Origin of the sequence: Shewanella sp. c952, assembly GCF_019654975.1 — a bacterium.
In the GTDB taxonomy this organism is placed as follows: domain Bacteria; phylum Pseudomonadota; class Gammaproteobacteria; order Enterobacterales; family Shewanellaceae; genus Shewanella.
In genome coordinates this window covers 149,500-162,686 of the sequence record NZ_BPEW01000001.1, presented here as the reverse complement: position 1 = coordinate 162,686, position 13,187 = coordinate 149,500, and the positions used below count along the sequence as shown (strand labels likewise).

At 41.8% G+C, this 13,187-nt stretch carries 10 protein-coding genes and 1 pseudogene; 1 reads left to right on the top strand and 10 read right to left on the bottom strand.

Going from position 1 to position 13,187, the window contains the following annotated elements:
- Positions 1 to 33 precede the first annotated feature (33 nt).
- From K5R16_RS00700 to K5R16_RS00690, 3 genes are read right to left on the bottom strand one after another with little or no spacing between them, the layout of a single operon-like run.
- A complete protein-coding gene (locus tag K5R16_RS00700; RefSeq protein ID WP_220735626.1) occupies positions 34 to 570 on the bottom strand; it encodes a response regulator transcription factor in 537 nt (178 codons plus the stop codon).
- Positions 567 to 1,880: a sensor histidine kinase KdpD gene (locus tag K5R16_RS00695; RefSeq protein WP_220735625.1), complete on the bottom strand. Its 1,314-nt coding sequence runs from the start codon at positions 1,878 to 1,880 to the stop codon at positions 567 to 569. Before K5R16_RS00695 ends, K5R16_RS00700 begins: the two co-directional genes overlap by 4 nt.
- A 14-nt stretch (positions 1,881 to 1,894) precedes the next feature.
- A complete protein-coding gene (locus K5R16_RS00690) occupies positions 1,895 to 2,806 on the bottom strand; it encodes an SDR family oxidoreductase (protein WP_220735624.1) in 912 nt (303 codons plus the stop codon).
- A 102-nt stretch (positions 2,807 to 2,908) separates the two neighbouring features.
- On the opposite strand from K5R16_RS00690, the gene K5R16_RS00685 reads away from it, so the two are divergent.
- Positions 2,909 to 4,828 carry an alkaline phosphatase D family protein gene (locus tag K5R16_RS00685; protein ID WP_220735623.1) on the top strand — a complete coding sequence of 640 codons (1,920 nt, stop codon included), beginning with the start codon at positions 2,909 to 2,911 and terminating at the stop codon, positions 4,826 to 4,828.
- Here K5R16_RS00685 and K5R16_RS00680 read toward each other — a convergent pair.
- From K5R16_RS00680 to K5R16_RS00650, 7 genes and pseudogenes are all read right to left on the bottom strand, one after another.
- Positions 4,825 to 5,748 (bottom strand): pseudouridine synthase, encoded by a 924-nt coding sequence (locus K5R16_RS00680; protein WP_220735622.1) that lies wholly within the window; start codon positions 5,746 to 5,748, stop codon positions 4,825 to 4,827. The two genes, K5R16_RS00685 and K5R16_RS00680, sit on opposite strands and share 4 nt — an antisense overlap.
- A 57-nt stretch (positions 5,749 to 5,805) precedes the next feature.
- Positions 5,806 to 6,396: an LON peptidase substrate-binding domain-containing protein gene (locus K5R16_RS00675; protein WP_220735621.1), complete on the bottom strand. Its 591-nt coding sequence runs from the start codon at positions 6,394 to 6,396 to the stop codon at positions 5,806 to 5,808.
- Positions 6,397 to 6,555: 159 nt separating this feature from the next.
- Positions 6,556 to 7,503, bottom strand: a pseudogene (locus K5R16_RS00670) (alpha/beta hydrolase); the annotation flags it as partial.
- A 176-nt stretch (positions 7,504 to 7,679) separates the two neighbouring features.
- On the bottom strand, positions 7,680 to 8,075 hold the full coding sequence (locus K5R16_RS00665) for a hypothetical protein (protein ID WP_220735620.1): 396 nt from the start codon (positions 8,073 to 8,075) through the stop codon (positions 7,680 to 7,682).
- A gap of 159 nt (positions 8,076 to 8,234) precedes the next feature.
- Entirely contained in the window at positions 8,235 to 10,163 is a 1,929-nt protein-coding gene (locus tag K5R16_RS00660) for a S8 family serine peptidase (protein ID WP_220735619.1), read from the bottom strand.
- Between the two features lie 67 nt (positions 10,164 to 10,230).
- A complete protein-coding gene (locus K5R16_RS00655; protein WP_220735618.1) occupies positions 10,231 to 12,210 on the bottom strand; it encodes a hypothetical protein in 1,980 nt (659 codons plus the stop codon).
- A 530-nt stretch (positions 12,211 to 12,740) separates the two neighbouring features.
- Positions 12,741 to 13,115, bottom strand: coding sequence for a hypothetical protein (locus tag K5R16_RS00650; RefSeq protein ID WP_220735617.1), 375 nt, complete (start codon positions 13,113 to 13,115; stop codon positions 12,741 to 12,743).
- Positions 13,116 to 13,187 lie beyond the last annotated feature (72 nt).

The following is a 13,187-nucleotide window of genomic DNA, read 5'->3' as shown; positions in this document are numbered from 1 at the left end:
GTACAGAGCAAGCAATTGGAGCTGAACTAGAGCTTAACGATGATCCACCACTGGCTTTTTAAGTAATTTTCGCTGCAGTGTGCGCCGATGCATACCTAACTGCCGAGCCGTCGCAGAAACGTTGCCACTATTAGCTGTTAACACTTGCTGAATATGTTCCCACTCAAGCCTTTTAGCTGACAATGGCTCCTCCTGCAAAGCCTCGACAACGGTATCAACTGGAGTGACAGAAAGTGCATTCAGTAAAGTTTGAGTATCGACAGGTTTTGCCAAATAGTTGTCTGCGCCAAGGCGAATCGCCTCAACTGCAGTGGCAATGCTGGCATAACCCGTTAATAGCACCATAATGACATTTGGCAGTAATTGCCGTAATGGAGAGATAAGCTTAAGACCATTTTCTTGCTCCAACTTCATGTCGAGTAGCACATGAGTCGGTTTAAATTGACGTGCTAGCAACAAACCTTGACTGGCATCGTGACACTGCTGACACTCAAATCCCTGCTTGCTCATACGCCTGGTTAATATTGCTGCCAATGCAACATCATCCTCAATAATAAGTAATCGGTTCATGTCGTTGCCCCTACGCTTTTCTGCATTGGAAAACTCACTTCAGCAACAGTGCCTCCTTCAGGAAGACCAGCCAATAATAACCTCCCTCCCAAGCGCTCAAAACTGGCATGACTTAATAGCAGTGCCATGCCCATGCCTTGTTCGCTTTCAATTAACTCTTGTCCCAGCTGAGCATGCATTTTTTTAGGAATGCCAACACCATGATCTTTCACTAAAATGCTCAGTCGATGGCCTTGGTTAGCGACCAATGCAGACACATTCACTCGCTCCTCTCCAATTTCAGCCAAGCTTGCGCTCGCCGCGTTTTCCACTAGTGACATCAATGCTGGCAACAAACTAGCATCAGTAACAATACCCATGTGAGAATCTGCATTAGATTCGTCCATTAGTGTTAGCTCCAACTTCACTTGCGGCATCAGCAACAGCACTTGCTGCTTTAAGGTATTCAGTAGCTGATTAGCACTAAGTACTGTTTGTTTTTGCTCTCGAATAGACTCAGTTGCTGTACGCAGTGAATGCAAAGTTTGCTCACAGCGCAGCAGGGCACTGTCCATCTCGGACAAAATGGGCTTAAGGTTGCTATCTTGTGCAGGAGTCTCCTCTACAACTTCATCAACCAGCAAGCGCAGACTCGCCAGTGGAGTCGCCAGCTGATGCGCCATTTGAGCCGAAGCGGTGCCAAGAGCGAGCAATTTCTCCTGCCGCAACTGAGCTTCTCGCATAAAGCTTAGCTCAACATCTTGTTTGCGCATGCGTTGTGCAATGTAGGCCACACTGGTCGTCAGTACCAATGAAGATATGAGGAAGTTAAACCACATCCCCAAATAATGAGAGCTCATGTCCATACCGTGATGCTTCATCTGGCTCTCAGGCACTGAGAAGATCATCAAGCTATAGGCGACAGTCGACAATAATGTCAATGACCATGGAGCCCACTTAGGCAGTGTGATTGCAGCGATTGCAATCGGCAACAACAACAATGAGATAAACGCATTAGTAGCACCGCCGGTAAAATAGAGCCAGGAGATCCAAAAAATAGTGTCTAGTAGTAACACTATAAATAACCCAGACTCGGTACGGGCAATGGGCTCACGCAACCTAAACGTGAATGCTAAATACATAGCCTCGAGGCACATGCCCCAATACAAAACAGGACTGCTTAACGACAGTCCAAAGGTTTCTGCAGCAAAAAACGTCAGTCCCAGCTTTAATAACAATCCAGCAATGCGCAGCAAGGCTAACTGATCTGTGGCACCGAAATTACTATTAAATAAGCTGCTAAAAGGATTCTTTAATTTTGAATTTATCATTAATCACTGTTCTTTTATTTTTTGAGCAAAGCCATTGCCGCTGGTGACTGCTGCAGCGCTTTTTCAATTCCAGAGTTAAACATTACGTTGCTTTGAATCGATAAACTGGCAAGTCTCTCACAACTTAAGCTGCAATCATGGGGGCGTTTTGCACTATCTGTGGGGCTGGTCACGGGTTTGAGGTGCTCGGTACTTAGACCAAGCAAATCGCCCATGGCTAACAACATCTGATACTTACTCATGCTGCCGCTAGCACTAAAATGATAGTGGCCTGACAAAGGTTCACCAGCTGTTTGTAACTGAATCATTTGCACTATCGCGCAAGCGATGTCTGCAGTAGAGGTCGGACTGCGCACAGCCCTATCATCAACAAGCTGCTCATTTTTATCAAGCAGCTGATGTAGCAATATCATCACTGCAGATTCTGGCAGCGTTTCTACAGCGCCATAAAGAATAGGCAAACGCAAAATAGCAAAACCTTGCTTAGCCTCTGTGACAATCATTTCGCCTTGCCGCTTAGAGTCACCATAAAAATTCACAGGATTAGTCGCTGAATGTTCATTATAAGGCGGCGTAGTACCGTCAAAAACATAATCGGTTGAAATGTATAATAGCCAAGCACCTGACTGACTAGCAGCCTGGGTAAGCGAGCGCGTCGCATCAGCGTTAAGCGCCAACGCGGCGGCAGGATTTTGCTCAGAAACATCAGGACGACGCTCCGCAGCGCAGTGAACAATAACATCCGGTTGATGAGTTTTAATAAAAGCTGTCACTTGAGAACAGTGCGTCAGATCTAATCTGTATATGCCTTGCACTGCACGACTGTAACCACAGGCCAATACTTCAAAATCAGCATGAGCTTCGAGCTCAGCCACCACTGCACGCCCTAATAAACCGGTTGCTCCAGTTACCATCACCTTAACCATGTGTCACTCCTTGAATTAACGCTTGGTTAGCTTAAGGGCTTTTCTTCATCTAAGCACTGGTTTATTGTGGCTATTAATTACTTTTCACTAAAGAACTCTTTAATGTCGCTTGAAAACGCATTGCCACTCATTATTGCAGGCCCCAGTTTGCGCCATTGCGATCAGCAACATTTTACCTTGTGGTTCGTTAGCCGTGAACGGTTATCACAGCTGCATTTGGCGATAATCAACGCCGGTTTTGAGCGAAAGCTTAGCGGTGATGAGGTTCACGTAATAAAACTGGGGCAAGGGGCGTATCAATATCTAATCCGCGTTTCACAGCCAGAACTACTACCCAACGACACAGTATTAAGCTATCAACTTGGTAGTGCGCAATATACTGATCTGTTTGCTGATGTTGATGAACTGACTTATGCCGATAAAAGTGAGATAGAGTTCATTATTAAGCCGCAAGTCGACAATCTACTTCACGGCTCATGTCGCAATCCGCTTCATCATAGCGGTGACGCACTGGTCGCTGCTGATACGCAATTAGCTCAACTAGACACTCCACAACAACGGCCTGCGCTACTGATGCTAAGTGGCGATCAAGTCTATGTTGATGATATCGCGGGACCTATGCTCTATGCCATAGGGCAAGTCATCACTCTGTTAGGTTTAAATCAAGAGCAGTTTACCGACTGCAGCCTAGCCAGTAGTGAGCAAATCAGTTACCAGCCTGCAGCTATGTACCAACGCCATCTGAATCTATTGCCGAAAACTCAATACAAGGCAAAAACAGCCATCAAGCGTTGGTATATTAATCATCCTATATTTACCTCGTCCATCGCTGAGAACCATTTAGTTAGCCTCAATGAACTCATCGCACTTTATCTACTCAGTTGGTCGCCAGAACTGTGGGATATCATTGATATCCCTAAAGAGGTGAGCGGCCTTAGCAAAGCTAACACTCAGCGCTGGCAGCGAGAATGGACTCATCTGCTCGAATTCAAAAGTGGCTTACAACAAGTCAGGCGCTTATTTGCCCACCTGCCGACCTATATGATTTTCGACGATCATGATGTCACTGATGATTGGAATCTCACAGCCAGATGGGAGATGGCAGCTTATAACCACCCTTTATCTAAACGGATCATAGGCAATGCCCTTATCGCCTATACCCTGTTTCAAGGGCTAGGCAATGCGCCAACGAAATTTGATGCTGAAGTGCGTCCACAGTTAGATGCGCTTTTTAACGAGCGAGAAACCTCAACTCAAGATGGCTCGGCAGAGAAAAGTACCGCTCAAGATCAACTTATCGATGAATTGCTCAAGTTTGAAGACTGGCATTACAGCTTACAAACCACTCCTAAAATAATTGTGCTCGATACCCGCACTCGCCGTTGGCGCAGTGAATCCAACCTTGGTAAACCATCAGGCTTAATGGATTGGGAAGCATTGATGGAGTTTCAGGCGGAGCTTGTTAATCAGCCCAATGTGATAATCGTGTCGCCAGCACCAATGTACGGGGTAAAACTGATTGAGACCGTGCAGCGAATGGCGACCTTTTGCGGCGCCTCCCTTCTGGTTGATGCCGAGAACTGGATGGCCCATCCTGGCACAGCTAATACACTGTTAAGTATTTTCCAGCACCGCAAAACACCTGAGCAATTCGTCATTCTATCTGGCGATGTACACTACTCATTTAGCTACGATATTAGTATCCGTTTTAGAGATGCAGGCCCTGCGATTTATCAGATCACCTGTAGTGGTATTAAAAACCAGTTTCCAGAAAAACTACTGCCCTACTTCGACAAATTTAACGGCTGGTTATATGGCCATTTTTCACCGTTAAACTTTTTTACTAAACGCAAACGTATGTCGATACGTGGCCGTCGCCCTAACGGCGCCCGTAGCCAACGCTTAATGAATAAGAGTGGTATTGGTAGAGTTGAATTGGCCGCTAATGGCGCCCCGACTAAGATTGCGGTGCTGCACGCAGATATGAGTGAAACCGAGTTTTTGCCGCCTAGGCGCAGCTAGTCCTGCAACGAAAAACCATCACAACTGATATCAATGTGCTCAGCAGTTAGTGGGTCGGTAAATGCTAGTCTTTTGGCCATCAGCTTTAATGGCTTGTCAAAATCATCGGCTGCTTTATCAAGTAGTTCTGGATAAAGCCTATCATTTAAGATCGGCATACCTAAGCTCATCATATGTAGCCTAAGTTGATGTGTGCGCCCTGTTACAGGCGTTAGTTCGAATAGGCCTAAGCCCTCTTTAACCTGCAGCAACGTAATTTCAGAATGGCTATTAGGCTCTCCAATACCAATCTTCATCATAAAACTGGGGTCAGCTTTCACCAGTCGATTTTTCACTGTCCAGCTCATTGGCAGTGCTAAAGCATCAGCCGCTATGTTTGCCATTAGCTCATCAGAAAGCTTAGCAATAGCTTGATAAGTTTTAGTGATATTGCCGGTTTTGAATAGTTGATGATAATCATGCCGCGTATCAGCGTTAAGCGATAGCAACATCAGCCCTGCGGTGGCGCGGTCGAGTCGGTGGCTGGCTACGATCTGCTCATTTGCTGTTTTGATCCGCAGCCGATTGACCAAGCACTCATTGACAAAATTCCCACTGGGATTAACGGCGAGGAAGTGTGGTTTAAAAGCGATAATGATCTGTTCATTTTGCAGTAATACCTTCTCCTCAAACGGGATCAAGGACTCTTGCTGCACTTCACGGTAATAATAGACTCGCGCACGGGGGACAAACTCACTATCTAAAGTAATTAACTCACCATCGCGCCAATGGACTTTGCCGTTTTCGATACGATCAATCCAAGTCGTTTCTGCAATCGCTTTAAAGTGACTCACGAGAAAGCTCAACACTGTAGGTTTATCGGTAACAGTTTCAGGCAACACAATATAGGAAGCTTGGGCGGCGCGGACAGATTGGCTCATACGATTTGTTACAGTAACCTAAACAGAGCGCTATTTTAGCAAAAGAGAGCCACTTAGCTAATAAGACTTTGCACTTGCATGAGATTTAATAAGTTCCAGCACAAAATTCATAGTTTTATGGCAATTAGGCTGGTTCATTAATCGTAGTTTGTCTTTATTGTACAACGGTAGCACCTCCAACCAACGCTGACTGACCCAGGTTGCATCCTCTAGGTGTATGTCATTTTCGTATAAACCAAATAGGTCGGGATTTACCTCATAAAATTGCTCTAACGCTGCGCTAATCAACTCAAACTCACCGATAATCGGTTCTTGTTGCCAGTTATTACAGGCTAAAGTTCTACTGATCCACACACCGTCACGACGCTGTGCAGCCGACAAAATCTTAACCCGCTGCTTGCCTTCGAGTACAATACCAAGGGAATCGTCATCTAACTGATTAAAATCAATAATTTCGCATTGTGTTGCCATCTCATAACAAGGCGGATTACTGTTAGCTTTACTGACGCCAAACACCAACGGATAGTGCTGCTTGAGCACTTCAGCGATTATGCTCAAGTAGGCAGGATCGACCACACGGATCTCTACCCTGCCTTCAGGTAACAGTAAAGTATCGTGCGTTAATAACGCCATCTCTTCTGTCCGCATAATAACCTCCAAAATAGGTAGGTCAGACCATCTTTTTGACGATCGTCAATAAAGCTAAAGTGTAGCAGCTGGTTAAATTTCAGCCACAAGGCTTTTTACTAACCTGTTCACTTATTAGACAGCCTTTTATCCGGATTTATTACAGTTTGGCGCAGAAATCTACAGCAACTCTATATGCTCAACTATAGATTGCTTAGCGATAACATCTGCCAAATCATCCGCTAATACCTGACTCATCGCCGCCGCTTGACGCCAATACTTAATTCTAGAGTCGCTATCAAAATGTGAGAAATCATTACGATCGGGTAATTTTGCGTAGGGTAAACTTGCTAAGTAAGCATTTGTTGGTGCCAAGATAAGCGCATTATCGTAATTACGCTTTGCATCTCGGCGACGTAATGACTTATCGAACCAGCCCGGCGACATTCGAGGAAAAAAGTGTGGGTAAAGCGTCAGCCCTTTCGGCTTATTAAGCGGCAGGTCAAAATGATAGTCAGTAATGCCACCATCATAATAATGGCCATGAGGCGCACCGTTTATCTTGGTGACAGGAGCTAATACCCAAGGGATAGAACCTGTCGCCAATAAGACTTGCTGAATGTTGTCTTTAGACAATCCACAAAATTGGCTAGGTAGATCGCTGAGGTTAGCAAAAGGAGATTGTGACGACTCAACCCCAAATACGTAGCGCTCAAAATGCCAAGCTAACGTTTTACGACTGACAAAGTTAGTCGCCGCAGCGGTCGCAAGTCCCGCTGCAAGTGAAGCTTTATTCGCAACACGGTTTAAATGACGGCCACGACAAGCAATATAGTGACTATTAATAAAAGAGTTGGAGACTATCTCCATGGCACCTTGACTACCCAATAAACCTGCAAGGATCCCTTTTACTTGCTCAGACACCTCAACCGCAGTGGGTTTAGTGTCATAACGTTGACCGATATACAGATCTTCTAGCCGTTGGTAGGCCGCCAACGGATTGTTTTGCGCTAAACACGCTAACCGCCAAGCACCAGATGAAGCCCCTAAGGTATGCAAGGGCTGTCGATGTGACTTAAAAAATTCTCCAAAGAGATACTTATCGAGCCCCGCTATCCCAATTATTTTTAATGGCTAAACACCGAAACGCTCGTATGTTTAAAAACAGACATTCAATAAGATACAAACCTTTTGTTTTATATCATTAAAATTATCTAGCGTTTTTCATAAAGATATATGAAATACCAGAGGGTGAATGGGTTAAAGGGGGGAACATAAAACCTTAACTATTGATGACTATCTAGCTACTGCGCTTTAAGAAGTTGCTCATGTATTACCTGATTAACCATGCCTGAGTTATCTATTTTCATCAGTATGTCATGCGGACTTAGATTGTCTTTGACCATAATGACATCCATGTTTTTTCTAGTTTGAATACGCTCAACGTTCAAATCAGTGGCTTTTTTAAGCGCTTCAACTCTGGAATCACTTTCAATCAGCGCATCCTTCCAGTAGACAATATAGGTCATGCTGACTTTTCTTCTTAGCAGCGCTTCAGCATTTAGGCTTTCTGTTACCTTGTTCTCTTTCACAATATTTGCTGCAGATTCAGAAATGGACTTATCGCTAAATTGACTACAGCCAGATATCAGCAAAGATATCAGGGTGAGAGCGATGATATTAAAATTAATGGATGGCATATGAATCCTTGGTGTTTGGGAGAGGTTTTTTGACTTGTGTTGCCTCGCACTTATGTTAATTCAAGGGTTAAATAAACCGACAAATCAATGGCTAAATCAACGAGGGGTTGAGCTATAAACGCCCTTCATTTAGAAGAAGGGCATTTATGATTTCAAGTCTTAACCTTCACATATGGCAGGTTGTACAGAATAGCTAAAGTCTACTTCAACAATTTCACCACATGTACCATCTTTACAAGATTGGACCGCAACTCTTGTATAAGTAGAAGTGTCTACAGTTACACGAGGAACATCAGCAACTACAGTCTTATCAAAGGTAACAGAGTTAATATCACCAGTAGAGCTAGTTTGTAAAATGTTATAACTAACGCCATCTGTCGCATGTTGTAGAGTTCCAAACTGTACGTTATACATTGAGCAAGCAGTCGGGGCAACAGTAATCATTTTGGCTAAATAAGCTTCTTGAACAGGTGAAGTAAATTCTGCATAGCGATGCTGAACATTAACTGTATCAATTGCTAGAGCATCGTTTTTAAGAGCATTATAAGCATTGATAACACCAGCACCATAACCAACTTTAGACGCTCTTGATGCTTGACCATTACCGTTAAACTCATGTGGGACGGCAGTATTTAAAAGCATTGCTTCACGTTCTTTAGCTGACAAATCAGGGTATGCTAGTTTAAGCAACGCAAGGACACCTGAAACATTAGGAGCCGACATTGAAGTACCAGAACTTTCTGCATAACAATCATCGTAACTATTAGAGTCGCCACAGTTACTACCAGTACCATAATAAAGAGTACTCATTGTTGCACCTGTAATTTCTTCACCATGCATTGCAATATCAGCAAATTGACCATAGTTAGAGAAAACACTAATCTCACCACTCATTTTAGAAGAAGCAACACCAAATGCTTCTTCACAATTAGCAGGGGTAACATAAGTAGTATCAGCAGACTCATTACCAGCAGCAATAACAACGCTAATGTTCATATTGTAAGCTTCTGTAATTGCATCTTTTGTATAACTGTTTGCTTCACAACTAATTGCTGATTTTCCGCCTAAACTCAAGTTAATAACATCAACAGGTTCAGAGATTGGGCGAACATAACCTTGATCACCCTCTTGTAATGAACCATTGCTATACTTTTTGATAGCCCACCAGATACCGTTAGCAGTACTGTAACCATTACCACCATAACTACCAAGAACACGAACTGGTACAATTTCTAGTAAATTACTAGGAACAACGCCAACCATACCAAGATTGTTATTTGAAACTGCCGCAATTTGACTTGCAACACTCAATCCGTGACCATCAATAACAATGTTGTAGATACCATCACCATCCGAATCCCACCAAGACTTATCAGTGGCATCGTTACTTTCAATGATAGGAATTAGATTTGCAAAATCACAAGTATAATCTAAACCAGTATTTTTAAGATCAACAGTTGAACAGCCCATTTCACGATAATCGTTATTAACAGCGCCAGAACCGCCAACAACAAAATTAGCTTCATCGTCAGACCATACAATATCTTCATGTTCCCACTTACCTGTATCAAGAACGGCAACACGAACCTTACGGTCAAGGCTTACATTTTTGACAGCATAATCACGAGCTTTAGCAATACTTGATAATCCCATACGAGAATCTTCTTGTTCATCTAAATATTCTTGACCTAGATACAAAGGGTCATTAAATTTATCAATTTCAAGAGAAAGAGTGCCAATTGTTCCACTGTTTAATTTTTTATAATTAAAATGATTTGTATTAATTAATTTTCGATTAGTTTTTGGAGAAACGACCAATCCATTTTCTTCTACATATTTAAAGTAACCAGTGTTTTGAAGCGTATTAATAGCTGTCTCACTATCACCCTGAACATGAACCAAGTCAAAAGTTTTTTGAAGTGGTTTTAGTAGAGTAATTGATAAACCTGTTTGTTCAGAAAGTTGCTCAATCGCCTCAGTACTATGCACGCTTGCATTATCTTCCCAGTTTACAATTAACTCGGCAGCATGCGTTGAAACCGAGGTTATAGTTATAATAATTGAAATGGCTATGTGTTTAATTTTCATTTTTCTTACTCTTAATTTGAATTATATAAAGTCACATTTTTAAAAAGCGTCATTGGAATACGATTTGCTAATTAATAACTGCTTCATTTGCCATTGAAGTAGAAATGCTAAGAACTTCATATTCAGGCTTCCATAACCATGCTTCACCTTGATATTCACCGTAAGTAGTATTACCTACAAATCGACTATAAAAGCCATTATCCAGTTCATTCATTTGTTCCCAATAAACACGACCTAATTCAAAAGTAGGAACCTCAGATTGTAACATTCCAGACAAACGGTTGGTGCGTTCAATAATATTTAGTCCACCAGCAGAATAATAATCATTTTCCTGCATGGTGCGAATACGCTCAATATTACTTAGAGCTAGAGCATAGTTTTTAGCGTTAGCATAAAACTGAGAATCAGCCTTGCCTGTGGTATTGTTGTACGTTTCTTCTTCGCCTACATTACAAATGAAGCCACGTTGAGTAGTGTAAGCACCATCAACATTTCCACCTTTGAATGCATAATTAACAACATAACCAGTTTGAACAGCACTAAGCATACAAGTTAGTTCTTCAGTTGAATCATTTTCAGAAAAATGGCGTGAATCAGCAATTAGTAGACGTTCAATTAATGCTTCTTGCTTTGTAAGAACACCAGTAATTTCAAGACCATCAATCAGAAAATCACTAAGACGCTCTAATTCTTGAGACTGTTTTACAAATCTTTGAGCAAGTACAATCTTCTCTTCTAATTCAAGTTCCTGCGCTGTTGTAGCTCCTTTTACATAAATCTGATAAGCATTACCTGAAAGACCACCAAATGAATCAGTTGTATTAACTCGAATTGAAAACCCAGAAAACTTAGAGCCAGTAAGAGCTGTAATTGAATATGTTTTTGCTGCATTATCATAAGTAAATGAAAGCTTGCTTGCATCACCCTGATAAACTTCAAATGGCTGACTTTCGTAAATAACTAAACTATCAGCATCAAGAACTTCTGAAGATGTTAAATCAAAAGTTTTAGTTTCACCCTCTTCTAAAAAGACAAAGAATGCACCATCAATTGCAGGAGAACGATTTGCATAATAAACATTTAGTGAGAAATTCAAAGTTTCTGTAGTAACACCATCACTCACAGTAAGAACACCTGTGTAATCTCCCTGATTTTCAGAAGATGGAGAAACAATAACTTCTTTACTCTCTAAATCAATGACCGCAGAAATAGCGGTTTGATTTAATCCAGAGTCAACATTCATAGCAATACTGTAAGTAATGTTATCTTGCTCAACAGAGCCCAATCCAATTTCAAATGGGAATCGACCTTTGGCTGCCTGAGCAACTGAAAGGTTAATGGCTTCTGCATCAACCCAGCTTACAGAGTAAGCGACATACTTGATGATAGAGACGGTGATATCTTTAACGACACTATCTTTACCGTCGCTGACTGTTATGGTCAACGTAACAGTGCTGCCTGCAGCGACATCACCTGCGGTAATAACTAAATACTCACCACTAATGGCTGCTGAAATGGCGGACGAGGTGGAGGTAAAGGCATATGACAGTTCATCACCGTCAGCATCTACGGCTGTAAATGCTATATCAGCAGTAGAGTTGCTACGCAAAATTATTTCCGATTCGGCTAGCGATATAATCGGAATAGAATTTGGCTTATCTTTAACTGCAACAGTAATTGTCTTTGAAGTACTAATCTTACCGTCACTGACTGTTAAAGTAATGATAGCTGATAAATCAGACTCGACTTCACTTACACTAATAGTGAGTGAATCACTATTAGCACTGCCTGACACCGCTGCATTTGAGGACGTTACTGAATAAGAGAGGCTGTCTCCATCAGCATCTTGGGCATCAATAGTGATATTTTTTGTCTTTCCCTCTTCTAATGATATAGAAGACAGCTCTAATGACAGAGTGGGAGCATTATTTCCTGAAGAACCACCATTATCGGGGGTACTACCTGAGTTATCGTCGCTGCCACCGCCACAAGCTGAAAGGATCAGAGATATAATGACTGCCGCTAACAATCCACGAGTCTTGTTCATATTTTTCTTCTCGAGTTGAATACAAATGTATTGTGTTTATGAAATATTTAGGTAAAGGGTTTCAATAGTTCCTTGAAAACCCATTTTTGTAAGTCAGCATCTATAGCTTGCATAGGGATAGAGCAGAATAAGAGAGCTAGCCCTGCTATTTTTAGCCTAAGTAGATTTACCGCTTTGTTCGTTACTATTAAGTGCATTTAGCATTGTATTAAATAGGGTTGTGAACGAAGTAAAATCGAAGAGCTTGGTTGCGAGAGAGATATTGTATCCACAGGGATTGAGCTTCATTATTTAGTCCTTTATATAATGTCCAGATAAAAACGTTGTCATTTATTGCTTAATGATTCACCACTTTAAACCAAGTAAGAAACTGAAAATGTTACCATTATCACATGCTCGCTACTTTATAACCACCTCTTGGCCACCCAAAATCTTCAATTATAAAGCCTTACTAACTAAAAACATCTGCGGTGACACAAGTATTAAAGCCATCGACTAGATGGGGGGCAGTTAACCCCATACACCGAAGTTTAAAGAAATAAGTTAGATGTGCCTCTGTACTCGTATTTCACCTTGTAATCATCGCTGGCAAGATCTAAAGCTACATTGAGCGAATTGGCGTTTGCAAAGTTGACTCTAAAGGAACCTTCATTGGAACCAGCTTCAACATCTGTGACCTTGCAGTCCATTTTTTCCTGAACAGTTCTCTTAAAAAACTTCTTGTCGTATTCACGAAGATCTTTATATTGTTGGATTAAATCAGCATCTGCGAGATCTAGTATGTCAAAATCTGCTGACTTGATATTTTCGCAAACTTCTACTGCAATATTTATGGCCTCGTCAACAGGTTTGGAGCACGCTGTCATACCAAGCAATACCAATGCTAAAAGCAATATTTTTTTCATGTTAACTATCCCTTCAAAATTTTGTTAGATATCCTAAAAATTATAAGATGGATTACTAGGGGGAATTTTTAG

Bases quoted from the DNA above. Each gene is read 5' to 3' on its own strand.
- K5R16_RS00650 (WP_220735617.1), bottom strand. From the start codon at position 13,115: ATGAAAAAAATATTGCTTTTAGCATTGGTATTGCTTGGTATGACAGCG.
- K5R16_RS00690 (WP_220735624.1), bottom strand. From the start codon at position 2,806: ATGGTTAAGGTGATGGTAACTGGAGCAACCGGTTTATTAGGGCGTGCA.
- K5R16_RS00685 (WP_220735623.1), top strand. From the start codon at position 2,909: ATGTCGCTTGAAAACGCATTGCCACTCATTATTGCAGGCCCCAGTTTG.
- K5R16_RS00695 (WP_220735625.1), bottom strand. From the start codon at position 1,880: ATGATAAATTCAAAATTAAAGAATCCTTTTAGCAGCTTATTTAATAGT.
- K5R16_RS00700 (WP_220735626.1), bottom strand. From the start codon at position 570: ATGAACCGATTACTTATTATTGAGGATGATGTTGCATTGGCAGCAATA.
- K5R16_RS00680 (WP_220735622.1), bottom strand. From the start codon at position 5,748: ATGAGCCAATCTGTCCGCGCCGCCCAAGCTTCCTATATTGTGTTGCCT.
- K5R16_RS00675 (WP_220735621.1), bottom strand. From the start codon at position 6,396: ATGCGGACAGAAGAGATGGCGTTATTAACGCACGATACTTTACTGTTA.
- K5R16_RS00665 (WP_220735620.1), bottom strand. From the start codon at position 8,075: ATGCCATCCATTAATTTTAATATCATCGCTCTCACCCTGATATCTTTG.
- K5R16_RS00655 (WP_220735618.1), bottom strand. From the start codon at position 12,210: ATGAACAAGACTCGTGGATTGTTAGCGGCAGTCATTATATCTCTGATC.
- K5R16_RS00660 (WP_220735619.1), bottom strand. From the start codon at position 10,163: ATGAAAATTAAACACATAGCCATTTCAATTATTATAACTATAACCTCG.